Annotated in this window: 25 protein-coding genes; 15 read left to right on the top strand and 10 right to left on the bottom strand. The window is 71.7% G+C overall.

The window, feature by feature from the left end; genetic code table 11:
• The first annotated feature begins 47 nt into the window (after window positions 1-47).
• Complete coding sequence (locus BSZ37_RS13365) at window positions 48-1,655, top strand: BamA/TamA family outer membrane protein (protein ID WP_179299635.1); 1,608 nt, start codon at window positions 48-50, stop codon at window positions 1,653-1,655.
• Between the two features lie 32 nt (window positions 1,656-1,687).
• Here BSZ37_RS13365 and BSZ37_RS13360 read toward each other — a convergent pair whose 3' ends face one another.
• Window positions 1,688-1,924: a hypothetical protein gene (locus BSZ37_RS13360; RefSeq protein ID WP_095511029.1), complete on the bottom strand. Its 237-nt coding sequence runs from the start codon at window positions 1,922-1,924 to the stop codon at window positions 1,688-1,690.
• A 75-nt stretch (window positions 1,925-1,999) separates the two neighbouring features.
• Between BSZ37_RS13360 and rsmB the strand changes: the two genes are divergently transcribed.
• From rsmB to BSZ37_RS13340, 4 genes are all read left to right on the top strand, one after another.
• Entirely contained in the window at window positions 2,000-3,322 is a 1,323-nt protein-coding gene (gene rsmB, locus BSZ37_RS13355; RefSeq protein WP_095511028.1) for a 16S rRNA (cytosine(967)-C(5))-methyltransferase RsmB, read from the top strand.
• Window positions 3,322-3,873, top strand: a complete 552-nt coding sequence (locus tag BSZ37_RS13350) for a DinB family protein (protein WP_095511027.1) — start codon at window positions 3,322-3,324, stop codon at window positions 3,871-3,873. Before rsmB ends, BSZ37_RS13350 begins: the two co-directional genes overlap by 1 nt.
• Window positions 3,874-3,987: 114 nt before the next feature.
• Window positions 3,988-5,067, top strand: coding sequence for a PorV/PorQ family protein (locus tag BSZ37_RS13345; RefSeq protein WP_218830499.1), 1,080 nt, complete (start codon window positions 3,988-3,990; stop codon window positions 5,065-5,067).
• A gap of 2 nt (window positions 5,068-5,069) precedes the next feature.
• On the top strand, window positions 5,070-5,840 hold the full coding sequence (locus BSZ37_RS13340) for a hypothetical protein (protein WP_095511026.1): 771 nt from the start codon (window positions 5,070-5,072) through the stop codon (window positions 5,838-5,840).
• On the opposite strand, the gene BSZ37_RS13335 is transcribed toward BSZ37_RS13340, so the two are convergent.
• Entirely contained in the window at window positions 5,824-6,813 is a 990-nt protein-coding gene (locus BSZ37_RS13335; protein WP_179299634.1) for a DUF2156 domain-containing protein, read from the bottom strand. The two genes, BSZ37_RS13340 and BSZ37_RS13335, sit on opposite strands and share 17 nt — an antisense overlap.
• The gene (locus BSZ37_RS21565) at window positions 6,813-8,459 is read right to left on the bottom strand and encodes a capsule assembly Wzi family protein (RefSeq protein WP_143537661.1); all 1,647 of its coding nucleotides are present in this window, start codon (window positions 8,457-8,459) and stop codon (window positions 6,813-6,815) included. The genes BSZ37_RS13335 and BSZ37_RS21565 overlap by 1 nt, the downstream gene beginning before the upstream one ends.
• 124 nt (window positions 8,460-8,583) lie before the next feature.
• On the opposite strand from BSZ37_RS21565, the gene BSZ37_RS13330 reads away from it, so the two are divergent.
• Together BSZ37_RS13330 and BSZ37_RS13325 are read left to right on the top strand one after the other, a co-directional pair.
• Window positions 8,584-10,068, top strand: coding sequence for a sugar transferase (locus BSZ37_RS13330; protein ID WP_095511024.1), 1,485 nt, complete (start codon window positions 8,584-8,586; stop codon window positions 10,066-10,068).
• A gap of 76 nt (window positions 10,069-10,144) precedes the next feature.
• Entirely contained in the window at window positions 10,145-12,124 is a 1,980-nt protein-coding gene (locus BSZ37_RS13325; protein WP_095512394.1) for an alpha-ketoacid dehydrogenase subunit alpha/beta, read from the top strand.
• Here BSZ37_RS13325 and BSZ37_RS13320 read toward each other — a convergent pair.
• The 6 genes from BSZ37_RS13320 to BSZ37_RS13295 are packed head-to-tail and all read right to left on the bottom strand — an operon-like array spanning window position 12,121 to window position 15,772.
• Window positions 12,121-12,609 carry a hypothetical protein gene (locus tag BSZ37_RS13320; protein ID WP_095511023.1) on the bottom strand — a complete coding sequence of 163 codons (489 nt, stop codon included), beginning with the start codon at window positions 12,607-12,609 and terminating at the stop codon, window positions 12,121-12,123. The genes BSZ37_RS13325 and BSZ37_RS13320 overlap by 4 nt on opposite strands.
• A gap of 41 nt (window positions 12,610-12,650) precedes the next feature.
• The gene (locus tag BSZ37_RS13315) at window positions 12,651-13,316 is read right to left on the bottom strand and encodes a phenylalanine--tRNA ligase beta subunit-related protein (protein ID WP_218830498.1); all 666 of its coding nucleotides are present in this window, start codon (window positions 13,314-13,316) and stop codon (window positions 12,651-12,653) included.
• A complete protein-coding gene (locus BSZ37_RS13310) occupies window positions 13,313-13,939 on the bottom strand; it encodes a DUF4252 domain-containing protein (protein WP_143537660.1) in 627 nt (208 codons plus the stop codon). The genes BSZ37_RS13315 and BSZ37_RS13310 overlap by 4 nt, the downstream gene beginning before the upstream one ends.
• On the bottom strand, window positions 13,932-14,504 hold the full coding sequence (locus tag BSZ37_RS13305) for a DUF4252 domain-containing protein (RefSeq protein ID WP_095511021.1): 573 nt from the start codon (window positions 14,502-14,504) through the stop codon (window positions 13,932-13,934). Before BSZ37_RS13305 ends, BSZ37_RS13310 begins: the two co-directional genes overlap by 8 nt.
• A 12-nt stretch (window positions 14,505-14,516) precedes the next feature.
• Window positions 14,517-15,269 (bottom strand): zf-HC2 domain-containing protein, encoded by a 753-nt coding sequence (locus BSZ37_RS13300; RefSeq protein WP_095511020.1) that lies wholly within the window; start codon window positions 15,267-15,269, stop codon window positions 14,517-14,519.
• Complete coding sequence (locus tag BSZ37_RS13295) at window positions 15,266-15,772, bottom strand: RNA polymerase sigma factor (protein WP_095511019.1); 507 nt, start codon at window positions 15,770-15,772, stop codon at window positions 15,266-15,268. The genes BSZ37_RS13300 and BSZ37_RS13295 overlap by 4 nt, the downstream gene beginning before the upstream one ends.
• A gap of 110 nt (window positions 15,773-15,882) precedes the next feature.
• On the opposite strand from BSZ37_RS13295, the gene BSZ37_RS13290 reads away from it, so the two are divergent.
• A complete protein-coding gene (locus BSZ37_RS13290) occupies window positions 15,883-16,764 on the top strand; it encodes an SDR family oxidoreductase (RefSeq protein WP_095511018.1) in 882 nt (293 codons plus the stop codon).
• A 123-nt stretch (window positions 16,765-16,887) separates the two neighbouring features.
• On the opposite strand, the gene pyrF is transcribed toward BSZ37_RS13290, so the two are convergent.
• Window positions 16,888-17,739 (bottom strand): orotidine-5'-phosphate decarboxylase, encoded by an 852-nt coding sequence (gene pyrF, locus BSZ37_RS13285; RefSeq protein ID WP_095511017.1) that lies wholly within the window; start codon window positions 17,737-17,739, stop codon window positions 16,888-16,890.
• Between the two features lie 102 nt (window positions 17,740-17,841).
• Between pyrF and BSZ37_RS13280 the strand changes: the two genes are divergently transcribed.
• The 7 genes from BSZ37_RS13280 to BSZ37_RS13250 all read left to right on the top strand — a co-directional run bounded on the left by BSZ37_RS13280 (window position 17,842) and on the right by BSZ37_RS13250 (window position 26,233).
• Complete coding sequence (locus tag BSZ37_RS13280; protein WP_095511016.1) at window positions 17,842-19,881, top strand: acyl-CoA dehydrogenase family protein; 2,040 nt, start codon at window positions 17,842-17,844, stop codon at window positions 19,879-19,881.
• Window positions 19,882-20,052: 171 nt separating this feature from the next.
• Window positions 20,053-21,510: a hypothetical protein gene (locus BSZ37_RS13275; RefSeq protein ID WP_095511015.1), complete on the top strand. Its 1,458-nt coding sequence runs from the start codon at window positions 20,053-20,055 to the stop codon at window positions 21,508-21,510.
• Between the two features lie 85 nt (window positions 21,511-21,595).
• Window positions 21,596-22,834 carry a M16 family metallopeptidase gene (locus BSZ37_RS13270; RefSeq protein ID WP_218830497.1) on the top strand — a complete coding sequence of 413 codons (1,239 nt, stop codon included), beginning with the start codon at window positions 21,596-21,598 and terminating at the stop codon, window positions 22,832-22,834.
• A gap of 107 nt (window positions 22,835-22,941) precedes the next feature.
• Window positions 22,942-23,907, top strand: a complete 966-nt coding sequence (locus BSZ37_RS13265; protein WP_095511014.1) for an NAD-dependent epimerase/dehydratase family protein — start codon at window positions 22,942-22,944, stop codon at window positions 23,905-23,907.
• A 76-nt stretch (window positions 23,908-23,983) separates the two neighbouring features.
• Entirely contained in the window at window positions 23,984-24,754 is a 771-nt protein-coding gene (locus BSZ37_RS13260) for a segregation and condensation protein A (RefSeq protein ID WP_095511013.1), read from the top strand.
• Complete coding sequence (gene scpB, locus BSZ37_RS13255; RefSeq protein WP_095511012.1) at window positions 24,754-25,416, top strand: SMC-Scp complex subunit ScpB; 663 nt, start codon at window positions 24,754-24,756, stop codon at window positions 25,414-25,416. Before BSZ37_RS13260 ends, scpB begins: the two co-directional genes overlap by 1 nt.
• Complete coding sequence (locus BSZ37_RS13250; RefSeq protein ID WP_095511011.1) at window positions 25,394-26,233, top strand: pseudouridine synthase; 840 nt, start codon at window positions 25,394-25,396, stop codon at window positions 26,231-26,233. The genes scpB and BSZ37_RS13250 overlap by 23 nt, the downstream gene beginning before the upstream one ends.
• Window positions 26,234-26,305: the final 72 nt, after the last annotated feature.

Genomic DNA, 26,305 nt, shown 5'->3' with positions numbered 1-26,305 from the left:
CGGTGTGGCGAAAGGTAGCACGGGCCCTCGGGCTCGCCGGTTTCCTCGTGGCCGCCTCCGCCTCGGCCCAGTCGTGGACCGTCTCGTTCCCCGACTCGACCGTGTCGCGCGCGGCGCCCACGGCCGACGCCCTCGTCGACTCGCTCGCCGCGGACGGCTATCTGCTGGCCCGCCTCGACTCGGCGCGCTCGGACACGGCGTTTGTCACGCCCGGTCTGCCCGCGATCGTCCGGTCCCTCGAGGTCGTGGGCGGGGCGGGCGTCGACGAACCCGCCCGGGGCTGGCGGACGCGTGAGGGGAATCGGTTTCGAGCGCGGGACCTCGAATCGGATCTGGCCAAGACGGCGGACCGGTTCGCTCGGCTCGGGTATGCGGACGCCCGGCTCGTCCCCGAGGTGGCGGTCGCGGACGCGGGTCGATCCGTCGACGTCACGATTCGGATCGACGCGGGTCCGGAGGCTCCCGTCGTCGGGGTCGAACTGGCGGGAGCGGCGTCGCCGGCGCGGGCGTTCGCGTCGCGTCAGGCCGGCGTGACGGAGCCGACGCCGCCCTCACGCCTCCGCCCGGCCGACGTGCGGGCTCGGCTCGAGGCGTCCGGCCTCTACACCGAGGTGGGCGACCCCGTCCTCGCGCGCGACGCGTCCGGGGACCTCGTGCTGCAGGTGCCCGTCGTCGAGGCCCCGCCGGGCGCGTTCGACGTCGTGCTCGGCTACCTCCCACCGAACGGCGGCGCGCCGGGCGGGCTCGTCGGGAGCGGTCGGGTGGATCTGCGCAATCTGTTCGGCGGAGGACGAGCGGCGTCCGTGTCGCTGGAGCGCACGCCGGGCCTCGCGTCGGCGTTCGCAGCTGCCGTGTCGGATCCGTTCGTGCTCGGGAGCCCGCTCGGCGCGGGGCTCTCATTCGAAGGGACGTCGCGCGACTCGACCCTCTCCCGCCAGCGGCTGGCGGTGGACCTACAATACGCACTCGACCCGTCGCTCGCGCTCGTGGCGACGGTGGCCGGAGAGTCCGTCCGCCCCGGCGTGTTCGGCGCGCAGCTGGTCGAGGGGCGGCCCCGTGTGCGGCGGACGGACGACGTGCTTGTGGGCGTGGGGATCGTGTACGCGCGGCTCGACCGGCCGCGGAACCCGCGCCGCGGCCTGGCCCTCGACGTGCTCGCGGAGCAGGGCCGTCGCGGCGGCGAGATCGTTGAGTCGGCGCCTGGGAGTCGCCGCCGCCTGACCGTCCGCTCCCGGTGGTTCGCCCCGACGTTCGCCCGGCAAGCCCTCGTCCTCGGCGCCGACGCGACCGTGACGCAGCAGCAGCCCGGCCTGGACGGGCTCGTGGACGAGGGCGACCTCGTCCGCCTCGGCGGCGCGGCCTCCTTCCGCGGCTACGACGAAGACGCGTTCCTCGCCCGCTCGTACGTCCGCGGCCTCGCGGAATATCGGCTCCTGCTGGACGACGTCTCGTTCGCGTTCGCATTCGTCGACGCCGGCGGCTTCGACCGCCCGGCCGTGCCGGGATTCGCGGCCGAACGGCGTGGTCTCGTCGGCTACGGTGCGGGCCTGAGGCTCGCGACCGGCCTCGGTGTGGCGACCGTGAGCTACGCGCTCAACCCGGACCTCGGGCCGTCGCGCGGCAAGGTCCACGTCGGGCTGCAGGTCGGACTTTGACCCGGCCCGCCTCGGCGTCGAGGCGGGCCGGGTCAAACGCTGTCCTGGAGCTCCTCGACGCCGGCCTTCTTGGCGCAGTGGTCGCAGCAGAAGATCCGCTCGCCGGCTTCGAGGCCGTGTCCGAGGATCCTCACGCCGCAGACCTCGCACGTCGGCGCGATCCGCTGGGCCGCGCACTCGACGGAGTCGAAGGTGAGCGTCTCGCCGGAGTGGAGCGTGACGGTGAACGCCTTGTGGTAGTCGTTGCCGCAGGTTTCGCAGGTCGCCATGAGAGGAGGGAGAACGGGAGAGGGGACGCTCTGAACGGCCGAGCCGTCGGGCGGTTCGGGCCGGTAGCTTGCCGCATGGCCGACCCCACCGCTCGTGTCCTCGCCGTCCAGCGCCTCCTCCGCGTCGAGGCCGAAGGCGCCCACGTCGCCCGTCTCGCCGACGGCGCGCACCCGCCCGACGTCTCGCGCCGCGCGGTCGACTACGTCTCGGGCGTCACGCGGCAGAAGCGGTGGCTCGACTTTCTGATCGCGGAGTTCTACCGCGGAGACGTGGAGGGACTGGACCCTGAGCTCCGGCAGATCCTTCGCATCGGCACGTATGAGTTGATCGAGCGGGAGGTCGCGCCGCACGCGGCCGTCAACGAAGCCGTCGAGACGGCGAAAGCGCTTCTGCACCGTGGCGCCGCCGGCTTGACGAACGGGGTCCTCCGGGCCCTCGACCGCGCCCACCGCGCCGGGGCGCTTCCCGACCCCGACACGGGCGACCTCGCGAACGACCTCGCCGTCCGGTATTCCCACCCGACGTGGCCGGTCCGCCGCTGGCTCGACCGCTGGGGCGAAGAGGCCACGCGCGCCTTCCTCGCTGCGAGCAACGAGCCAGGGCACTTCACCCTCCGGGTCACGGGGGGCGCTGAGGCGGTGCCGGGCGTCATCCGTGAGTTGGCCGACCTCGGTGTCGAGGCGGAGCCGTCCGAATGGACCGACGACTTCCTGGCCGTCGACCGGCTCCAGCCGATCCTCCGGTCCGGTCTCCTGGACGAGGGAACGGTCGCGGTGCAGGACGTCGCGGCCGGGCTCGTGGTCCACGTGCTCGACCCGCAGCCCGAGGAGAGGATCCTCGATGCGGCCGCCGCGCCCGGAGGCAAGGCCGTGTACGCCGCGCTGCGGATGCACGACCGCGGAGAGGTCGCCGCGCTCGACGTCAGCGAAGCGAAGGTCGGGCTGATCGCAGGGGCCGCCCGTCGGCACGGGCTGTCCATCGTTCGCCCCGTCAAGGCCGACTTGACGACGTGGGAGAGCGACGCCCGCTTCGACCGGGTGCTCCTCGACGCGCCGTGCTCCGGCTCGGGCGTCCTGGCCAAGCGAGCGGACCTCCGCTGGCGGCGGAGCCCGGAGGGGCTGGACGAGCTCGCCGAGCTCCAGGACGCGCTCCTCGACGCAGCCGCTCGCCACGTTCGCCCGGGCGGGCTGCTCGTCTACTCGACCTGCTCCGTCGAGGCCGAGGAGAACGACGACCGGGTCGCGGCTTTTCTGAGTCGGCGAAACGAGTTCCGGCTCGAATCCGTCGAGGGCCTCGTGCCGGACGCCCTCGTGGACGACGTCCTCTACCGCGCGCTGCCGCACGTCCATGGGACCGACGGCGCGTTCGCCGCCCGCCTCCGCCGATCCCCCGACTGATGCCCGATCTCAAGGCCCCCTACGTCGAGTCCCGAGACCGGCTGCACGCGCTGATCGATGGGCTGTCGGACGACGCGTTCAATGCGAGGCCGTCCGAGAAGAGCTGGTCGGCTGGGGAGTGCGTTGTCCACCTCAACAAAATTGCGAAGGGGTACCTCCCGGTGATGGAGGCGGCCGTCGCCGATCCGAGCGCGCCGAGAGGGGAGGGGCCGTTCCGCTACGGCTGGCTGAGCCGCCGGTTCATCGCCTCCGTCAGGCCGGGCTCGCGCAACCTCCCGACGGCCGGGGCCATGAAGCCGCCCGAGGCGGCCGGCCTCCGCTCGGACATCGACCGCGCGCGCGCCGTCGAGCGGTTCGACGCCGACGTCGATCGGTACCTCGCGGTGATCGACGCGAGCGAGGGGCTCGACCTGGGGCGGATCAAGATCGCGTCGCCGTTCCTGTCGCTCCTTCGACTCCCGCTCGGCGCGTTTCTCGACGCGATGGGGCAGCACAGCCTCCGTCACGTCCTCCAAGCGGAGCGCGCCGTGGCCGCGACGAGGGGCGCCTGAGAGCGCCTTGCCACGGGGCCCGGCAATGACGGATCTTTCACGCCGTTCCCCTCCCGACTCTGCACCCCACCCCGCGCGCGTCTGCATCCTGGTACGTCGTCCCCTCTAGACTCCATGATCGCATTCTCGCGCCTCGGCGTGCTCGCCGTCGTCGCCCTCAGTCTCGCCGCGGCACCGTCCGCGCAGACGACCGTCAAGTACGGCGCCGACTTTCTCGCTTCGGGTGTTGGCGCCCGGGCTCTCGGCATGGGTGGCGCCTACGTGGCGCATGCCAATGACGTGACGGCCGGCTACTGGAACGTCGCCGGCCTCGACGGGATCGCCGCCCCAGAGGCCGCCTACATGCACGCGGAGCGGTTCGACGGCGCCGTCGCGTTCGACTACGCCGCGGTGGCCTACCCGCTCTCGTCGCGGTCCACGATCGGCGTCTCGTTCGTCCGCTCGGCCGTCGACGACATCGCCAACACGCTCGACGCGTACGACCCGGCGACGGGCCAGATCAACCCGGACGACGTCACGTACTTCTCGGCGGCCGACAACGCGCTGTTCGTGTCGTACGCCCGCGGGATCAGCGACAAGCTGTCCATCGGCGCCTCCGCCAAGGTCATCCGCCGCGGGGTGGGCGACTTCGCCAGTGCGTGGGGCTACTCGCTCGACGTCGGCGCGCAGCTCGACCTCGGCCGCGTCCGCCTCGGGCTCAACGTGCAGGACGCCCCGGGCATGATCCAGTCGTGGTCCGTCGACGTCGACCGGTTCGCCGAGGTGGACGAGGAGAGCCGGCCGGTCGGGCTGACGGAACGGGTGCTCCCCGTCGCCCGCCTCGGGGCCGCGACGGTCGCCCCGCTGTCGGACGACGTCGGCCTGACCCTCGCCGCGGACGTCGACCTCGGGTTCGACGGGCAGTCCGCGAACGTGCTGGACCTCGGCGACGGCGCCGTCTCGTTCCGCCCGCGCCTCGGCGCCGAGCTCACCTTCCGGGACATCCTCGCCTTCCGCGCCGGCATCGCCGACGTGGCGACGAGCGAGGACTTCGGGACGCAGATCACGCCGGCCGTCGGCGCCGGCGTCAAGCTGGGGCCGCTCGCGGTCGACTACGGATTCGGCGATTTTGGCGGCCTGGCGAGCGAACTGGGCTACGCACACCGCGTCTCGCTGGCGTATCGTTTCGGTACGCCCGCTCCCCCCGCCCCCTAGCCGTGTTCTCTTCGGACGACCGCGACGGAATCCTCCTCAGCGTGACGGTCCACATCGTCGTGCTCTTCCTGCTGGCCGTCGCGATCTCCATCCCGCCCGAGGCCACGGACCCGGACTACCCGCCGCAGCTGACGGAGATCGAGTTCGGCCCGGCCCCGACGGTCCCGGTCCAGACCGGCCCGCCGGAGCGTGCCGAGGCCGGTGCGTCGTCGGAGGCGATGACGCAGCCGGAGCCCGAGCGGCCGGCGCCGCCGGCGCCGACGCGCGCCCGCGTCCCCGAGCGCCAGCCCACTCCGCCTCGGCCGGAGCGCCCGCTGCCCCGGCCCGTTCAGAGCGACGAGGCCCGTCCAGCCCGTCCCAACCCGCCGTCCCGCGCGACCCGACCCGAGCCCAACCCGACTTCGCCCACGCAGCCGCGTCCAACGCAGGGCACCGGCACCTCCCAGGGCGACTCTCCCACGGCGGGCAACAACGACGGCCCGGGCACGGGCTCCGGCGGCGACGCGCCCGCCGAGGTCGGCTTCCAGTTCGGCAACCGGACGTTCGACTGCCCGACGCCCCCCTTCGGCGGCGTCGAGGGCCAAGTCGTCCACCGCGTGACGTTCGCCCCGAACGGCCAGTACCTCGCCGACCGGCCGGTGACGCGCGTCGCGGCGCTCAACAGCGCCGTCAGCCAGGTCATCTCGCGCTGCCGGGCCCAACCGCTGCCGTCGAACGCGCTCCAGGTGCCGCAGACGACGCAGGCGACGTTCGTCTTCAGGGCCGGCCGCTGACGCGCTCTCGGAGCCACCGCCGAGCGGTCTGAACCTCGTCGACGGCGGCGTCCAGCAGCGCCCTCGCCACGAATCGCGTCGGGCCGCGGGGGAGCGCGAACGCCGCCGCCACGTCGTGGAACGTGAACACGGTGATCGGCCGGCCGTCGGTGACGAGGTAGAGCGGTCGCCAGTGGTCCGGGACGAACTTGGCCTTGAAGCGCTGGAGCCCGTCGAAGTTGTAGAAGCGCGTCGCGTGGGCGCGCGTCCACTTCAGCAGCGCGCGGACGAGGAGGTCCGGCGCGTGTTCAGACAGCGGCGCGAACGTCGAGAGGGGGACGAGGCCGAGGGTGAAGGGGACGTCCGGAGAGAACCGGCGGATGGCGGCGTCGAGCAGAAACGCTGCGGTCCCGTTGGGCGCGTCGCGAGTCCGGATGATCCACTCGATGAACGTCTCGTCCCCGGGCCGGAGCACGAGGTAGCCGGCGACCCGACCGTCCCGCGTCGCGACCACGAACTGGCGGTCTCCGGGGTCGTCGAGCACGAACGGGTCGGCGAGGAAGGCGAGCGGGGGGAGGCCGCGGCGGTCGAGCCAGTCGGCCAGGACGGCCCGGAGCTCCGCCGAGGCGCGCACCTGCGCCGTCGGCCACGCCTCGGCCATCAGCCCCTTGTTGCGCGCCCGGTTGACCTGGGCGCGGACCGAGGCTTTGCCCTGGATCACCTCCGGCCACCGGCCGGCGTCCCACACCGGCTCGGCTCCGATCACGACGGACGGTTTGTCCGGCCCGACGTCGGCCGGGTCTCCAACCGCGAACCACAGCACCCGCGCGCCGGCGTGGTTCGCGTCCCGCTCGAACGCGTCGGCCGCCTCTGGACGCCGCTCGACCGGTCCGGACGGCGCCCCGGCGGCGACGCGGACGCGGCCCCAGGACCGGACTTCCCCGTACTCGACCTCGGCGCCCCACTCGCTCCGCCAGGTCGCGAGGCCGGGCATCAGGGGCGAACGGCGAGGCCGAGGCGGAGGAAGAGCTCCGTCGGCTGCTCGTCCCAGTACTGGACGTCGCCGTAGAACCGAAGGGCGACGCCCCGCGCGGGCTCGAGCTCGACGGCGGCCCGGATCCCGGGTCCTCGGTAGAGCTCGCCCGCCAGGAACGCCTTCCGGCCGTCCTCGGGCGGCTCCCCGATCCGGACGTCCCCGCCGACGTTGACGAGGGTCCCGTCGTCCGCCAGGAAGTTCTCGCCCTTCCGGACGTAGCGGCCCGACAGGCGGAGCCGGGCCCGGTACGGCATCCACGCGCTGAGGCCGACGAGCCATTGATCGGCGTTGGGACCCAGCGGGTGGCCCAGCCCGAAGCCATTATGGATGTACGAGTTGAAATAGAACCCGTCTTCCTGAAACCGGTGGCTGTACGTGTACGGCTCGATCCGGACGTACTCTCCGAATAGAGTGGCACCGGTTCGCGGCAACGCCAGCTTGAGGCCCGTCTGGATCGCCCACTTGTTACCGTAGTCGCCGTCGCCGAGTGTGGCCGTCGCGAGGTCGTCCACGAGCCAGGTGAAGTTGCCCTCAAGGCCACGGATGGGGCGGACGGTGGTCTCGAGCGAGAAGAGCGTGTTGTCGCGGTCGTAGAGCGCGTGCTCGGCGGCCTTCGCGGGGAACAGGGGGTTGAGGTAGGCGAGCTCCGGCCCCCGGCGGCCGTAGACGGCCATGTCGGTGTAGGCCCACGTCCACCAGCCGGTCGGCTGGACCTCCAGACGGTGGAGCGCGAGGTAGCGCTGCGGGGCGTCGAGGAACACGTCGCCCTCGACGGGATCGTCGACCACAAAGCGAGACGGGCTGCTCAGCGCGGCGTGCACGGCCTGGACCGTCACGCTCCGCCCCATCAGTCCGAGGCGGACGAACGGGAGGTAGTCGGCCCCATCGGCCAGCACCACGGGCGCGTCGACGGAGGCTCCGTAGCGGAGGCGCTCGTTGGCGATCTCGGCCGAGAACGGGCCTCCGACCACGCGGAGCGACGCCGTCGTCCGGTCGAACGGCCCGGCGATGTTGGTCGGGTCCCGTGAGACGTAATACAGGGGGGCGAGGACCGGGTCGGACGCCAGGACCTGCGCGCTCCCGGTCATCTGCGTGCCCGAGAGCGTGCTCGTGTAGAGTCCGACGCGATTCATGTAGCTCGCCTCGAACGTGAGTTGGGCGCTGCGGGCGAGCCCGCCGGGCGTGAGGTCGTCGTCCGCCGCCCGGCCTTCGACGACACCTTCCCCCCAGATCGACACGCGCCACGTCGAGTCCCGGAAGAAGCCGAACGTCCGCTCGGCGTCGGGGTCGAGGAACGCGGCCCGCCCGTCGCCGGCGTAGCTGTGGACGCGGTCGAGTGGCTCGAAGAACTCGCGGCGGAACTCGTCGAGCCAGAACCGGCCCGAGGCCCCGAGGCGGGCGGGGTGGGCCGCGAGGCTGTCGAGATGGCGGCGGACCTCGGCCCGGTCGAATGGCAGCGTCTCGTGGCGGTACTCGGGGAGGGCGCCGGCCGCGCGCTGGTCCGCTAGCCAGTCGTACACGCGGTGCTCGGCGGGGACGATCTCGGGCTGAGCGCGCGCGGCGAGCGGGAGGAGGAGCAGGGCGACCGCGGCGGTCCAGCGCATGGTGCAAAACTACCGCCCCTCCAGTCCCGGCTTGCGCCGTCTAGTGAGGGCGCCTACTTTCGCCCTGTCACACGCCCCCAGTGCCCCGAGACTCTTTCCGTTACGCGCACCTCGCTCCCCGCGCTTGTCTCGTCGCATTGAGATCCTCGCCCTCGTCCTGGGGGACGCCCTCGCCACCGCCGCCGCGCTCGCCGTGGTTGTGGGCGGAGAACCGGCCTGGAACTGGCTCCCGGCCGTCGCCGGCACCCGTTTCGTCACGGGTGCGCTGCTGGTCGTGTCGTGGCTGTTGCTGTTCGCCTTCTCGGGCCTTTATGCCGAGCGCTACGCCCGCGGCCGACTCGACGAACTCGGGACGCTCGCCAAGGTCGTCGTATTCGGCTGCCTCGCGCTCCTTTTCGGCCTGGTCGTCGATCAGCTGGAGGCCCGCGAGTTGCGCGTCGCCATCGGCGGCTACGCGCTCGCGCAGTTCGTGGCGGTCGGGAGCGCTCGGATGGTGGTCCGCGCCGTCCAGCGGGCCCTCGTCGTTCGCGGCTACGGGCGACACAGGGCCGTCGTCGTCGGATGGTCGGACCGCGTCGAGACGCTCTACCACGACCTCGCGCGGTATCCGGCGGCCAACATCGAGATCGTCGGGGCGGTCCGCCTGACTGCGCCCACCTCAGTCCCCGTCCTCGCCGAGGCGGGCTACGACGACCTCGAGGACGCGCCCGTCCACATCTCCGCGCGCTTCCCCGGCGGGGATGCGCTCCCGGCCGGCGCCATCGAGGTGACGGCCGCCGGCGCCCCGCGCGCGGCCGTCGCGGAGCTCCCCGGCCTCATCGATCGGCTCCGCGTACAGGACGTCATCATCGCGCTGGGCACGGAGGACCACGACACGCTCGACGAGGTCCTCCGCGTCTGTGATGGCAAGCCGGTCACCCTGAAGCTGGTCCCCGACTTCTACGCCGCCGTCGGCGGGATGGCGCGGACGGAGCACACGTATGGCCTCCCACTCATCGAAGTCCTCCCGGAGCCGATGCCGGCGTGGGAGCGGCGGACCAAGCGGATCGTCGACGCGGTCGTGAGCGCGCTCGTGCTCGTCGTCGGCGCGCCGGTCTGGCTGGCCCTCGCGGGCCTCGTGCGGGCCACCTCGCCCGGCCCGGCCATCTTCCGCCAGACGCGCGTCGGGAGGCATGGCAAGCCGTTCACGATGCTCAAGTTCCGGACGATGGTCGACGACGCCGAGCGCCACACGGGGCCGGTCTGGGCCGAGCACGGCGACAAGCGGATCACGCCCGTCGGGCGGTGGCTCCGCAAGCTCCGCCTCGACGAGATCCCCCAGATGTGGAACGTCCTCGTCGGGCAGATGAGCCTCGTCGGGCCGCGCCCCGAGCGCCCCTATTTCGTGGAGCAGCTGGTTGACCGGATCCCGCTCTACAGCCGCCGGCACCGCGTACAGCCCGGCGTGACGGGCCTCGCCCAGGTCAAGTGGCGCTACGACACCGACCTCGACGACGTCCGTCAGAAGCTGAAGTACGACCTGTTCTACATCGAGACGATGAGCCTCGGGCTCGACGCGAAGATCCTGTTCCGGACGGTCCGGACGGCCCTCGCCGGCGAGGGGCAGTAGGCCCGCCTCGGGGCGGAGGGCGGGGTAGCTTTCGGCCCCCCTCTCCGGACCGATGCCCGTCGCCCCGTCTGCCGCCATGCCCCGTCCTCTCACCGAGGCCGACCGACTCGCGCGGTACCGCGCCCTCCGCGTGCCGCGCGCGGTCGAGGACAAGATGCTCCGGCTGATCCGCCAGAACCGGCTCTCGAAGTGGTTCAGCGGCTACGGACAGGAGGCCATCGCGGTCGGGTGCGCCCTGGCGGCCGAGGAGCGCGACTGGCTCCTCCCCATGCACCGGAACCTCGGCCTGTGGACGACGCGTGGCGTGCCGCTCCGGCCGCTCTTCTGCCAGCTTATGGGACGGGAGGGCGGCTTCACCAAGGGCCGCGACCGGACCTTCCACTTTGGCCTGCCTGAGAAGCGGATCGTCGGGATGATCTCGCACCTCGCGGCGATGCTCCCAGTCGCCGACGGCCTCGGGCTGGCCGCGCAGCTTCGCGGCGACGACGCCGTCGCGATCGCGTTCACGGGCGAGGGGGCGACGCGGGAGGGCGACTTCCACGAGGCGCTGAACCTCGCGGCCGTCTGGACGCTTCCCGTCGTGTTCGTGGTCGAGAACAACGGCTATGGGCTCTCGACGCCGACCGCCGACGCGCTCCCGGTCGAAGACATCGCCGACGCTGCGGCGGGGTACGGGATGCCTGGGGAGGTCGTGGATGGGAACGATCTGGACACCGTTATTGCAGTCGTCGACGACGCCATCCGCCGCGCCAGGAGAGGGGAGGGGCCGACCCTCCTCGAGATGAAGACGTTCCGCGTCCGCGGCCACGAGGAGGCCTCGGGCACGCGGTACGTCCCGGACGGCCTCATCACGGAGTGGAGCCGCCGCGATCCCATCGACCGCTACCGCGAGCGACTCGTCGAGTCGGGCGTCGACCCCGCCGGCCTCGACCGGATTGACGCCGAGGTGGCCGCGGAGATCGAGGAGGTGGCCGAGTGGGCCCTGACCCAACCCGAGGTCACGTCGACTCCGGAGCGCGAGGCGGCCGACGTGTTCGCTCCCTCGAAGCCGGCGCCCTCGCCGGCCGGGCGAACGCTGGTCGAGGACGACGTCCGCTTTATCGACGCCCTCAGCGCGGGCCTCGCCGACGCCCTTGACGCCGATGACACCACGCTCCTCATGGGCCAGGACGTGGCCGACTACGGCGGCGTGTTCAAGGTCACGGCCGGCTTCGCCGAGCGGTTCGGCGCCGACCGGGTCCGGAACACCCCCATCATCGAGAGCGGCGCGCTCGGGTGCGCCCTCGGCCTCGCCGTCGACGGCTACCGGCCCGTGGTCGAGATGCAGTACGCCGACTTCATCACATGCGGGTTCAACCAGATCGTCAACAACCTCGCGACGACGCACTACCGGTGGGGCGTGCCGGTGCCGGTCACGATCCGCGCGCCGTTCGGCGGCGGCATCGGCGCCGGGCCGTTCCACAGCCAGAGCCCGGAGGCGTGGTTCTGCCACGTGCCCGGCCTCAAGGTCGTCGTCCCGGCCACGCCGGCCGACGCGAAGGGCCTCATCCGGAGCGCGATCGAGGACGACAACCCGGTCCTCGTGTTCGAGCACAAGGCGCTCTACCGCTCGCTCCGCGGCCCCGTGCCGACCGGCGAGCACTGGGTCGAGCTCGGGCACGCACGCGTCGTCCGGGAGGGTGCCGACCTGACGCTCGTGACGTGGGGCGTCGGCGTCCAATGGGCCCTCGACCTGGCCGGCGTCCTCGCCGACGAGGGAGCCGAGGTCGAGGTGGTCGACCTCCGCACGCTCGTGCCGTGGGACCGCGAGAGGGTGCTCGCGTCGGTCCGCAAGACGAACCGGCTCCTCGTGCTCCACGAGGCCGGGCGGACGGGCGGGTTCGGGGGCGAGGTCGCCGCCGAGGTCGCGGAGGCCGCCTTCGTCCACCTCGACGCCCCGCCGGTCCGGGTCGGCGGCGCGGACCTGCCGATCCCCTTTTCGAAGGCGATCGAGGCGGACGTGTACTCGGCCCAGGCGCGTCTGCTGGGCGCCGCGCGCCGGGTGCTCGCGTTCTAGACCGTCGAGGTCGTGTCGGCCGGCGTCTCCGTGGGCACGGCGCCCGGCGGCTGCTCGTCCCACACCTCGATCGTGAGGTCGAAGTCTCCGGTCTCTCCGGGCTCGTAGGTCGTCACGACGACGGTCCACTCGCCCCCCTCGGCGACCGCGAGGACCGCTTCCGTCATCGACGTGTTGCCCTCGACGGAGTCGTCCACGTCGGTCTGCTCGCCGGACGGGCTGAGGATGAGGAGGTACGGGTCGAAGTCGCCGGAGACGACCTCGGCGCGGATCCACTGGCCCGCGCGGGCGACGACCTCGAACCGCTCGAGGTATTCGCCCGTCTGGAGGGTCTCGTCACCGTCCTCGAGCGATCCACCGTGGCGTGTGGTCTCGGGGCCGGCGGTGTCAGCGGGTGCGATGGCGTCGGCTGGCGGGGCGTCGTCGGAGGCGCCGCCGCAGGCAGCGAGTAGCACGGCAGCGAAGAGGAGGGAGGGGCGGCGCATAGCGGCGAGAGGGGGATGGCCGGGAAGCTATCGCGGCGGCCTCAATCGTCGGACGTCACGACGGCCACGACGGCGCCCGCCGCTCGGCCGAGGTCGGCGTACCAGGCGAGCGCGGCCTCGAGTCGACCTGACAGCTGGTCGGGTGCCCAGATCACGGAGAGCGCCTGCGTGGTGCCGTCGTGCGTTTTGGTCCGCTGGCTGTCGCGCACCGGGTTGGCGCAGAACCCGTCGGCGTCGCGGAGGCCCAGGAGGCCGGCCAGTCGGATCTCCTGCCCACTCGTGTTGAACACGTACGCATCATCCGGCCCACCGACGCCAACCGAGAGCGGCAGGCGGACACGGTCGAGATCCACGACCGAGATCGGGAGGCCGCTGTGGAGGGACACCACGTTGCAGGCGTCGACGGCCGCGTTGATCGGGCGTAGAAATCCGCCCTCAGCGGCCTTCACGAGGTACTCCGACGCGGGCTTGCCGCGGCCGGTCGGCTTGTAGCCGTCGCGGCGGAGGAGGTCGCGGACGGCTGCCCGCACGGCCTCGTCCCGTTCGAGGGGGACCGCCTCGGCGTCGAGGCGGAGGGAGTCCGTGATCGAGGGCGTCGTCGGCGTTTCCGCCAGCGGCCGTTCGAACCTCGCTGCGAGAAGGCCTACGGCGAGCCCGGGGATCGAGCGGGCCGAGTCGAGGATCGGGTCGAAGAGCGAATTGGTCACGGGGCGGCGTCGACGGTCGAATCCTCACGATCGGCCTCCTCGTCGTCGCGCGGGCCGAAGACGCCCGTCTCGTCGAACGCGCCGCCGAACAGGTCGCCCTCTGCGCCCATCGCGGCCGCGTCGAGCACGAGCGACGAGAGGTCGCCGCGAAGCCGCGTCAGCACGAGGTCCTCGTCGGTCAGGGCGATCGCCAGCAGGTCGGTGAGCGCGAGCCGTCGGGCGTCCTCCCGGTAGAGGACCCAGACGGCCTGTTCGGGGTCTCGGACCGTCACGAGCGACACCCACCCGTCGGCCTCGTACCGGTCGAGCGCCGACGGACGACCGACGTCGCGGCCGTCGAACGACCCGGTCACGTCGTACCGCGCCACCTTCACCTGGCGGACGTGGCGCGAGAGCGCGCGGTACGGCTCCGTCGCGCTCGGGGCGAACAGCCGGGTGAGGAACCGGCTCGACCCGATGGTCCCGCGGCCGAGTGCGACGGCGAAGCCGCGGCCGACCTCGGCGGTCCCGGCGGCCTCAACGTCTCGCTCGATCTCCCGCTTCATCCGGCCCATCTCGAGCGAGACGCAGCCCGGGAGCACGAGCACCGCCGCGAGGCCGAGGGCAAGGACTCGGCTACTCATCGTCGATGTCGACGTCCCGGTCGATGTCCGCGTCGACGTCGATGTCCACGTCGCCGAAGCGGCGGGTGAGCGAGCCGATGTCGGAGGGGCTGATGGTCCCGTCGATGTGGACGAACACGGCGTTCTCCTCGTCCTCGTCGACGGCGAGGACGGCCAGCCCGTCGAAGAGGTCACCGGCCTCGCGGACGTAGACCCAGACGTCGCCCTCGTTGTCGGGGTCGTCGGGGAGCGAGCGGACGCGGACGAGCGTGAGCCAACCGTCCGCCTCGAACTGGCGACCGATGTCGGAGAGTCGGGAAACGATTGCGATCCGATCGGCCGGGGGGGCCGGGTAGATGCGGACGGTGACGCCGCGGAGCCCGTCGATGAGCGCGGCCGTCTCCGGCTCGTCGGAGCGCGTGGCCTCGGCGGCGAGGCGGAGGAGCGCGCCGCGGAGGTTGACTTCCACGCGGGGCTCCGAGTCGAACAGGGCGTCCAGGTCGGCCACCACGAAGGGGCGCGGTTGGGCCTGGACGGCCAGGGGGAGGGCGAGCGCGGCGAGCGCGCTCAGAATCAGCGATCTCATGGTCGTGGGGGACTAGAAGGGGAGAGCTCGGTCGATGGTGTGCGACAGGGGGGTCGCCTCGGCGCGGACGGCGGCGCGGGCCTGCGTCTGCGCGTCGGCGACGAGATGGAAGGCGAGCGCGAGGTCGTCCCGCGCGGCTTCGATCTCGGCGGGTGTGGGCTCGGCCTCTGCAGGCTCGGCCTCTGCGGGCTCGGGCGTAGGGTCGGCCTGCGCAACGAGGTCGTCCGAGGGCAGAGCGGTGGGCTCGGGCGCCGGGGGGGGCGCGGAGCGGCGCGGAGCCGGCGTCGCCGGTTGCGGCGTCGGGATGAGGGGCTCCGCCTCGACCGTTGTGTCCGAGGCGGACACCGCTGGGTCGGAGGGGGCGACCTCGGCCGGCAGCGCGTCCGGCTCGTCGGCGGGAACGACGGCCTCGGCGATCGGTGCGACCGGGCCGTCTTCTCCGCGGTCCCAGGTTACCCCGATGGCGATCGCGACGGCCGCGACGAGGGCGAGCGGGACCACCGAGAACCGACGGCGCGCCCGTTGACGGATGGCGGGCGCCCGGTCGGGGGCGAGCGTTGGCGCCCGCCGAGCGGTGCGGAGCGCGGCCTCGACGACCTCGGGCGGGCACGCCACGGCACCCAGTGCCGAAAGGTCGAGCGCGGCCTCGTCGAGCGCGGCGTCGCAGGTGGAGCAGGAGAGGGTATGGGTCTCGAAGGCCTCGGCGTCAGCGTCGGAGAGCCGGCCGTCGAGGTAGTCGTCGAGACGGGAGCACGGGGCAGTCATGGGACCAGCTCGGGGGCCGAGGCGGTGAGAGCGGCGCGGGCGCGGCGCCGGGCGCGGTGGAGGTAGACCTTGAGCGTGTTGAGCGGGAGGTCGAGCGCGTCGGCGATCTCGGCGTAGGCGAGGCCTTCGACGTCGCGGAGGAGGAGGATCGTGCGGTAGGGGTCGTCGAGCGTCCCGACGGCGCGAGCGAGCTCGGCGCGGAGGTCGCCCGCCTCGGCGTGGTCGTCGGGGAGCGGGGACGCGCAGGCCGGCTCGAGGACCGGCTCGCCGCGGCCGGGCTCCGGGCGGACCTTCCGTCGGCGGATCAGGTCGAGCGCGGCGTTGCGGGCCACGCGGGCGGCCCAGGCGCGCCGGCGCTCGGCGTCGATCTCGGCGATCCCCTTCCACACCTTCACGAGCGCGTCCTGCGCCGCGTCGGCCGCGTCGTCGGGCGTCCCGGTCACCCGGAGGGCGACGCGGTAGACGAGGTCGGCGTGTTGACGGACGAGGGCGTCGGGAGACATGGTCGGGGGCGATTCATCCCGACGACGCGGGCGATCCCCCAAAGGTTACAGGCGCCCGAACCGGCCTCCATTCATCTCGTTGGCCGACTCCCTTCTTCTCCACCCCTCCCATGACGACCGGCCCGCGCGACTACCCCGACGACCTCCCCGCGCAGCATCAAGACGAGCACCCGGGCGACGAGCACGAGATGACGCCGGAGCCCGACTTCGACGCCCCGGACTACCGCGGCAGCGGCAAGCTCGACGGGCAGGCGGCTCTCATCACGGGCGGCGACAGCGGCATCGGCCGCGCCGTGGCCGTCCTCTACGCCCGCGAAGGCGCCGACGTCGCCATCGTCTACCTCGACGAGGACGAGGACGCCCAGACGACCGTCGAGGCGGTCGAGGCCGAGGGCCAGCGCTGCCTCGCCATCCGCGCCGACGTCCGAGACGAGTCGGCCTGCCACGACGCCGTACAGCGGACCGTCGACGCGTTCGGCCGCCTCGACGTGCTCGTGAACAACGCGGCCGTCCAGGTCCCCCAGGAGCGGATCGGCGACATCACCGCGGAGCAACTCGACCGGACGTTCCGGACCAACATCTACAGCCAGTTCTTCATGACGAAGGCGGCGCTGGGGCGCCTTTCGGAGGGCGGCGCCATCATCAACACGACGTCCGTGACCGCGTTTCGGGGCAGCCCGGGTCTCCTGGACTACGCCTCGACGAAGGGGGCCATCCTGGCGTTCACCCGGTCGCTCGCTCAGAACGAGGAGGTTCTCGACAAGAAGATCCGCGTCAACTGCGTCGCCCCCGGCCCGATCTGGACACCCTTCATCCCGTCGTCCTTCGATGAGGAGAAGGTGAGTCAGTTCGGGAAGGACGTTCCGCTCGAGCGCCCCGGCCAGCCCGAGGAGGTCGCGCCGGCCTACGTCTACCTCGCCTCCGCGGCCGACTCGTCGTACGTGCTCGGCCAGACGATCCACGTCAACGGTGGCGAGGTCGTCGGCGGGTAGCGGGTCTCAGCAGGCGACGTCGACACCGGCCGCCGCGACCGTCAGCGGTTCCACCTCATCCTCGGTTGACCGCGTGTTGCGGAGCCTTAGAGACCCGACGCGCCCCGCCACGGTCTGCTCGTGTCAGATCGAGCCGGCCGAGCGGATCGCCGAGTCGGCGAGCGACGATGCGAGCCGCTCGGCTGCGTCCCGGGCCGCCTCGGCGAAGTCGTCGCCCGACGAGGCGTACAGGATCCCGCGGCTCGAGTTGACCAGGATGGGGCCGCCCGCATTCGCACGGAGCGTGTCGTTTACAGAGCCGCCCTGCGCGCCGACGCCCGGCACGAGGAACGGCACCTCCGGGTGTTCCTCCCTGAGATCGGCGAGCAACTGAGGACGCGTAGCGCCGACGACGAACCCGGCCTCGCCTGGGAGGTCGCGCGCGGCGTCGGCCGCCAGTCGAGCGGCGTGGCGATACAGTGGCATCCCGCCGACGTCGAGGTGTTGGAGGTCGGCCGCGCCGGGGTTCGAGGTGGACACGAGGACGAACGCGCAGCGCCTGGCGTGCTCGAGGAACGGGGCGACGCTGTCGGTGCCCATGTACGGGGCCACCGTGGCCGCGTCGCCGCCGAGGCGGTCGTAGAGGGCGGCGGCGTAGCGCCGGCCCGTGTTGCCGATGTCGCCGCGCTTCCCGTCGAGCACGAGGAGCCGGCCCGACCGACGGACGGCGTCGCAGACGGTCGCCAGCGCGTCCCAGCCGTCCGGCCCGTACGCCTCGAAGAAGGCGAGGTTGGGCTTGTAGGCCGCGGTGACGGCTTGGGTCGAATCCGTTATTGCAAGGCAAAACGCAACAGCGCCAGCCGCTCCACCTCGGGCGAACCGGGGGGGGAGACGGTCCGGGTCCGGGTCGAGGCCGACGCACAGGGGCGCGCCGGCCTCGGCGACCGCGTCGCGGAGGCGAACGGAAAACGGGGCGGGCGCGTTCAGGTCGGGCATGGCGGGAATCTCGCCCCGCCTTCGCACGCACGCCAACCGAGACCGACGGCCCGGGACCTACCTTGAGCTGTCAGAAAAGCGCTTCCAACCCACCCTTCCCCCATGTCCCTCCTTTCTTCGATGAAGGGCGTTTCCGCCCGAGACCAGCAGATGATCCGCGAGACCGAAACGATGTTCGGTCCGGAGCCCGACGAGATGGGGTTCATCAAGAACCTCTTCTGGGGGCGCATCCGTGAGGAGCTCGTCTTCCCGTACCCAGAGGCCTCGCCCGACGAGAAGGCCAAGGCCGACGCGCTCCTCGAGGAGCTCGAGACGTACCTCGACACCGAGCACCCCTCGATCCAGATCGATCAGGAGCAGGTGATCCCGGACTGGGTCATCCAGCGCCTGTTCGACATGGGCGTGATGGGGATGACGGTCCCCGAGGAGTACGGCGGCCTCGGCCTCGGCGTGGCGTCCTACAACCGCGTGCTGGAGGCGATCGGCCGGCGGTGCGGGTCGACCGCCGTGATGGTCTCGGCCCACCAGTCGATCGGGTGCAAGGCGCTCATGCTGTTCGGCACGGACGACCAGAAGGCCCGCTTCCTCCACATGGTGGCCCGGGAGAAGCTCTCCGGCTTCTGCCTGAGCGAGCCCCAGGTCGGGTCCGACGCCGCCGGCCAGGAGACCACCTGCGAGTGGAATGAGGACGAGGGCGTCTACATCCTCAACGGGGAGAAAAAGTGGATCACCTCGGGCGCGCTCTCCGGCCTCCTCACGGTGATGGCCAACCAGGAGGTGACGGACCCGAAGACGGGGAAGGTCAAGAAGGGCGTCTCCGCACTCATCGTGACGCCGGACATGGAGGGCGTCTCGTTCTTCCAGAAGAACCGCTCGAAGGCCGGCATCCGCGGGACGTGGCAGGCCCGCATTCGGTTCGAGAACGTGAAGGTGCCGAAGGAGAACTTGCTCCACCGCGAGGGCCAGGGACTCAAGGTGGCCCTTACGTGCCTGAACTACGGGCGGTGCACGCTCTCGGCCGGCGTCACCGGCGCGGCCAAGCAGGCCGCCGAGCAGGCCACGAAGTGGGTCCAGACGCGGTACCAGTTCCAGCGCCCTCTGGCCGACTTCGAACTCGTCCAGAAGCGGGTCGCGGAGATGCACGCGTTCTGCTTCGCCATGGACTCGATGCTCTACGCCGTCTGCGGCATGCTCGACCGGCACGACCCGGACATCATGGTCGAGACGGCGGCCTGCAAGTACTTCTGCTCGGAGGAGGGCTGGAACGTCATCGACTCGGCCATGCAGATCTATGGGGGCGAGGGCTACGTGACCGAGAACGAGTTCGAGCGGCTCTGGCGCGACAACCGGATCCACCGGATCGTCGAGGGCTCGAACGAGGTGATGCAGTCGTTCATCTTCGCCTACGGCGGCAAGCAACTCGCGGAGTACATGCTCGGCGTGCTCAATACGGTCGAGTGGAGCGACGACGAGACGGTCGGGGAGAACGTCTCCCGCATCCTCAAGGGCGCCTTCACGCCGTCGACGATCCGCCAGGGCACGCCCCTCGCGACGGAGATTTTCCTCGGCGTCAAGAAGGCGAAGCCGGACGTCACGCGGGTCCACCCGTCGCTCCGGTCGTTCGCCGAGCGGCTCGCGTCGCACGTCCAGACGCACACGCGCGAATTCAAGCTGGCCTCGAAGGAACTGGAGGAGGCCATCGTGTCGCGGCAGGCCGTCCAGGCCCGCCTCGCCGACAACGCGGTGCTGATGTTCGCTTGGAGCTGCGTCCTCTCGAAGCTCGACCAGCAGCTGGCGCGCGGCGCCCACGACGCCGAGTGGGAGCGCGACAAGCTCGCCGGGCTCCACTTCATGCACCTCGCCCACGAGCGGATCGAGGCCAACGTCCGCGGGCTCCACAAGAACTCGGACGACTCGATGCTCCGGGCCGCCGAGGCCGCGCTCAACTGGGTCGAGACGCTCCCGAACGAGGACTACTACATCCACGAGTCGTCGCCGATCGCGAAGGGGACGGGCCACCCGATCCAAGAGGCCTACATCAAGCAGTTCCCAGAGGACGGCGCGCCGTACACCCCGCGCCCCGACGGCGCCGCACCGACGGGCGACGGCGCCGTGAAGGCGGCCAAGCCGGTGAAGGCCTAGGCTCCGAGGGACCCCCGAGCGCCCCCGCCCGCCTCGACGCCGAGGCGGGCGGGGGCGCGGCACGTTCGGGCCGGGCGGGCGTGGGAGGCGGTATTCCGCGCGGATCCATGTCATCGGCTGGCGTCGGCGGCACGGCCGTAGCACCTTCCGAGACCGCCAGCCCCCGCCGCCATGCGCACGCTCGTCCTGCTCCTCCTCGTCGCCGTCGTGCCGGTCGCGGCGCAGGACCTCGGCGAGACCGAGTTCGCCAATACCGGAGCCGAAGAGGCCCAGGAGCCGTTTCTCCGCGGGCTCCTCCTGCTCCACTCGTTCGAGTACGACGACGCCCGCGAGGCCTTCCAGGAAGCCCGCCGGATCGACCCCGACTTCGCGATGGCGGCCTGGGGCGAGGCGATGACCCACAACCACCCGGTGTGGATGCAGCAGGACCGCGACGCCGCGCTCGAAGCGCTCGACGGTGTCGACGCCATGCCGGCCTCGGCACGCGAGCGGGCCTACCTGGCGACGCTCGACGCCCTCTACCGGGGCGACGCGTCGAAGGAGGACCGCGACGACGCATACGCCGAGGCCATGCGCCAGCTGGCCGCGGCCTATCCCGACGACCTCGACGCCCGCGCCTTCCACGCGCTCTCGGTCTTGGGGACGGCCCACGAGGGGCGCGACTTCACGACCTACATGACGGCGGCGGCCGTCGCCGAGGAGGTGTTCGACGAGAACCCCCAGCACCCGGGCGCGGCCCACTACCTCATCCACGCCTATGACGACCCGGTCCACGCCCCGCTCGGGCTCCGCCCGGCCCGCGTGTACGCCGAGGTGGCCCCGGCCGCCAGCCACGCGCTCCACATGCCGTCGCACATCTACCTCGCGCTCGGGATGTGGGAGGACGTGGAGCGGATGAACCGGCGGAGCTACGCCGCCGCCAAGGCCGGCACCGACCGCCGCGGCGAGCCGCTCAACGGCCACGGATGGCACGCCCTCTGGTGGTGGCACTACGCCGCGGACCAGCTTCAGGACCAGCCGCTCGCCGACAGCCTCTACGCCCTCGCCGAGGCGCACTACGCCGAGGACTCGGCTTCCTACACCCCGCTCGCGCACGTCGTCCGCATCCGGGCCCAGCAGCAGCCGTCAAACGAGGCCGACCCCATCCTCAGCCACGAGCCGCCGGACACCCAGAGCTTGAGCACGCTCGCCATCGACGCGCTCGCCCGCGGGGAGCGGCTGGCGGACACGGAGGGGAGCGCTGCCGCCCGGCCCGTCCTCGCCGCGCTCCAGGCGGCCATCGCAGCCGACGACGACCCCGGCTGGCAGGCCCGCGCGTCCGCGCTCCAACTCGAGGCCTACCTCGACCTCCTCGACGGCGACCCCGACCGCGCGCTCGACCTCGTCCGCGAGGCCGCCGCGCTCGAGGCGGCGGCACCGCTCACCTTCGGCCCGCCGACGCCGACGACGCCCGCGCACGAGTTCCTCGGCCTGCTCCTCCTCGAGTACGGCGACGACCCCGCCGAGGCGGCCGAGGCCTATCGCACGTCGCTGTCGCGCGCGCCCAATCGGCGCCAGTCGGCGTACGGTCTGGAGCGGGCGCAGCGTGCGGTGGAGCGCGCGGCGCAGGAGGCCGGGGACAGCCGGTAGCGGAGACGTGGCGAATCGCACGACCAGGCGGAACCGTCTCCGCGGCTCGGGATACGGGCCGCCGGTTATCAACGATCAGATCTCTTTGACTCCTTCCATCGATCGCACCGACCTCGACTCGGGCGTCCGCGTTCTGTCCGAGACCATCCCGTCCGTCGGCTCCGTCGCCGTCGGGGCGTGGGTGGACGCCGGGAGCCGCGACGAGACGCCCGCCGAGGGCGGCATCACGCACTTCATCGAGCACATGGTGTTCAAGGGGACCCGCCGCCGCCGCGGGTACCTCATCAACCAGCGGATGGAATCCGTCGGCGGCTACCTCAACGCGTTCACCTCGAAGGAGCACACGTGCTTCTACGCGCGTGGACTGAGCGAGCACCTCGGCCGCGGCCTCGAGTCGGTTCTCGACCTCGTCACCCAACCGACGCTGCCGCCGCGGGAGATCGAGAAGGAGAAGGACGTCGTGGTCGAGGAGATCAAGATGTACGAGGACGCCCCCGAGGACCACGTCTTCGACCACTACGAGGCCGCGCTCTACCCCGACCACCCGCTCGGGCGGCCGGTGATCGGGACGCCCGAGTCGGTCCGCTCGTTCACGCGCGACGACCTGGAACGGTACATCGGCCGGCACTACGTGCCGAACCGGCTCGTCATCTCCGTGGCCGGCAACGTGCAGCACGCCGACGTGGTCCGCCACGTCGACCGGCTGCTGGCCGGGTTCGAGCGCGCGCCGCAGCCGGCTGAGCGGGTCCCCTCGGAGGCCTACTCACCGGTCGACTTCACGGTCGAGCGCCCGATCCAGCAGGCCCACCTCGTCCTCGGCACGCGGGCCTTCGGGGCGAACGACCCGAGGCGGACGACCCTGTCGGTCCTCAACACGATCCTCGGTGGGGGGATGTCGAGCCGGCTCAACCAGAACATCCGCGAGAAGTACGGGTGGTGCTACTCGGTCTACTCGTTCGTCAACGTCCAGACCGACTCTGGCGACCTCGGCGTGTACATCGGCACGGACGCCTCGCGGGTGGACCGCTCCCGCACGCTCATCGAGCGCGAGCTCGGCAAGCTGGCGGAGAGCTCGGTGAGCGACCGGATGTTGTCGCGGGCCAAGCATCAGCTGAAGGGCTCCATCGTCCTCGGTCTGGAGAGCACGACGAACCGGATGCAGCGCCTCGGTCGCGTCGAGCTGACGACGGGGCGGATCGTGCCGGTCGACGAGGTGGTGGCCGAGATCGACGCCGTCACGGCCGACGGCGTCCGAGACCTGGCCGCCGAGCTCTTCGCGCCCGGCCGCTTCTCGTCCGCGCTGATTCTCCCGTCCGACGCGTAGCTGATTCAGCGTCGGATCTCACCGTCTGTTCGCAGCGTCGGCCCGATCTTCCGATCCCACTGGCCATCGCTGGCCTCCTTCCGACCGTCCTCTCGACTCCCGCCTTCATGGCTTTCCCGTTCGCTGGCCGTCCCGTCCTCGTCACCGGCGGCGCCGGGTTCATCGGCTCCCACGTCGCGGATCGGCTGCTCGCGGAGGGCTGCGAGGTCCACGTCATGGACGACCTCACCGGCGGGGTGCGGGAGAACGTGCCGGACGGCGCCGTCTTCCACGAAGTCGACATCCGGTCGCCGGAGGCCGCCGCGCTGTTCGCCGAGCACGAGTTCGCCGCCCTGTGCCACCTCGCGGCCCAGATGGACGTTCGTAGGTCCGTGGCCGACCCGCGGTTCGACGCCGACGTCAATGTCCTCGGGTTCCTGAACCTCCTCGAGGCCGGGCGCCAGACGGGCCTTGAGAAGGTTGCGTTCGCCTCCACGGGCGGCGCGATCTACGGCGAGCCGGACCCGACCGTCAACGACGGCGGCCCCCAGCCGGAGAGCCACCCCACGCGGCCGATGTCGCCCTACGGGATCACGAAGCTCGTCAGCGAGCACTACCTCCGGTTCTACAGCCAGACCTACGGGCTCGACTACGCCGCGCTCCGGTTCGGCAACGTGTACGGCCCGCGGCAGAACCCGCACGGCGAGGCCGGCGTGGTCGCCATCTTCGCGCAGCGGCTCCTCCGCGGCGAGCCGGTCACGATCAACGGCGAGGGCACGCAGACCCGAGACTACGTCTTCGTAGGCGACGTCGTCCGCGCGTTCGTGGCCGCGCTCGCCCGCGAGGGCTCGGGCGTCTACAACGTGGGCACGGGTGTCGAGACCGACGTGAACGCGCTGTTCCGTCACATCAACCGCTTCACCGGCGCCGACGCCGAGGAGGTCCACGGGCCGGCCAAGCCGGGCGAGCAGCAGCGGAGCGTCCTCGACATCTCCCACACATCCGAGTCGCTCGACTGGCGGCCCGAGGTGGACGTGGAGGCCGGCCTCGGGCGGACCGTCGAGTGGTTCAAGGAGCGCGAGGCCGCGGCGTAGGGACACGGGAAAAACCCGCGGCCAGCGCGCGAGGCGGGGCGGGACGGCCGTAGCTTTGGCAAAGCCGTCCCCCCGCATGCACCGCGTCCAGCTCGACCAGTTCGAAGGGCCGCTCGACCTCCTGCTCTTCTTTATCCGGCGGGACGAGATCGACGTCCACGACATCCCGATCGCGCGGATCGCGGACGAGTACCTCGAGGCGGTCCGTGTGCTGGAGCACGTCGACCTCGACGCCGCGGCCGACTTCATCTACACGGCCGCGCTGCTGATCCAGATCAAGGCCCGGATGCTGATGCCGCGGCCCGAGCTGGACGACGAGGGCGAGCCCATCGACCCACGGAAGGAGCTCGTCGAGCGGCTGATCGAGTACGTCCGTTACAAGGAGGCCGCCGGGAACCTGGAGGGGAGATTCGAGGCGCGTCAGCGTCTCCGCACCCGGGGCCAGGCGGCGGATCAACGCGACGAGCTGGCACCACCGGTCGAACAGACGTACCGCGCGACCATCTTCGACCTCGTCGCGGCTCTGGGAGCGGCTGTGGAGCGGGCCGCGGCCGAGTCCGAGATCATCCGGCACGAGGTGGCCCGCGAGTCGTTCGCCATCGACGTGCAGAGGTCCTGGGTGCTGAGTCGGGTGGAGGGGGGAGGCGCCTCGTTTCAGGCGCTGGTCGCCCGCCGTAGCAAGTCATTTGTGATCGTCACGTTCCTTGCTGTGCTCGACCTCGCGCAGCGTCAGGCGATCCGCCTCGTCTTCGGGCTCGACCCGCAGGACTTCGCCGTCGAGCCCGTCGAGGCCGTTACGTCCGTCGACGACACGCGGTCCGACGAATCGCTTTCTGCCGCCGCGTGATGGAGCCCGTCCTCACCGCCGACCCGTTCGATCAGGCCGTGGAGGCGCTGATCTTCGCGAGCGACGTGCCGCTCCGGCCCGAGGACGTGGCGCGCGCCTACGGCGAGGTGACCGGCACGGAGCACACGGTTGCTGAGGTGGAGGAGGCCGTCGGCCGGCTGAACGCGGCCTACCGGACGGGGGGGCGGGCCTTCCGGATCCAGCGCTGGGCGGGCGGGCTGCGGATGGCGACCGTCGAGGAGGTCCACCCGTTCGTGAGCGCCCTGTATGAAGACGACGAGGCCAAGCGGCTGTCGCGCTCGCTCCTGGAAACGTTGGCCGTTATTGCATACAAGCAACCCGTCACCCGGCCCGAAGTCGACCACGTCCGCGGCGTCAGCTCGGACTACGCGCTCCGCCAGTTGTTGGAGCGCGACTTCGTGACGATCGCGGGCAGGGGAGAGGGGATCGGCCGGCCGCTGCTCTACGCCACGACCGACCGTTTCTTGGAGCAGTTCGGCCTCGACGCGCTCGACGCGCTGCCCACTCCGCGCGAGATCGAGGACCTCCTCGCCGATCCCGCGTTCAATCGGGAGCGGGCGAAGCTCCTCGCCGAGATGACCGCCCCTTCCCTCGTCACGCCCGCAACCGATCCCGACGATGTCGAAACGGACCAAGAATGACTCGGTCCGCCGGCGCCACCAGGCCGAGCGGAAGCAGCGCCAGTCGGACTCGCTGGAGACGGCGTCCCGGCCGGACGACGCGGGGCCGATGCGGCTCAACCGCTACCTGGCGCGGGCCGGCGTCGCCTCGCGTCGCGACGCCGACGAGATCATCGCCGCGGGCCGCGTCAAGGTCAACGGCGCGGTCACAACCGAGATGGGCGTCAAGGTGTCCGACCACGACGCGGTCGAGGTCGACGGCCAGCCGATCCAGCCGACCGACCTCGCCTACGTCCTCCTCAACAAGCCGGTCGACACGCTCACGACCGTCTCCGACGACCGCGGGCGGAAGACCGTCCTCGACCTCGTCACGATTCCGAAGCGCCTCAAGGACGCCCTCTTCCCGGTCGGCCGCCTGGACAAAGACACCACAGGCGCGCTCCTCCTGACGACCGACGGGGAGTTGGCCCATCGGCTGATGCACCCGAGCCACGGCGCGGTCAAGCTCTACCTCGTCGAGGCTGACCAGCCGCTCACCGAGGCGGACATCGAGCGACTCAAAAGGGGCGTGGATCTCGACGACGGTCGGGCCTCGGCCGACAACGCGTCCTTCGTCGACGACGACCACCGCCGGTTCGGGCTCCAACTCCACGAGGGCCGCAACCGTCAGGTCCGCCGGATGGTCGAGGCGCTCGGTCGACGCGTCGTCTCCCTCGACCGCGTCGGCTACGCGGGCCTCGACCTCGATGGGCTCCGTCGCGGCCGTTGGCGCCGCCTCGAACCGCACGAGGTCAACACCCTCCGCCGTTCCGTCAAGCTCAAGCCCGTGGTCTTTTGAATCGGAGTTCAGAGCTCGCCGGCCTGACGGGAGCCCCGACCCAGCGACCCCAGCACCCTGAACTGCGAACCC

The organism is Rubrivirga marina, assembly GCF_002283365.1.
Taxonomy (GTDB): domain Bacteria; phylum Bacteroidota; class Rhodothermia; order Rhodothermales; family Rubricoccaceae; genus Rubrivirga; species Rubrivirga marina.
Note: the sequence above shows the minus strand (reverse complement) of the source record. Positions and strands in the feature narration are given on the sequence as shown.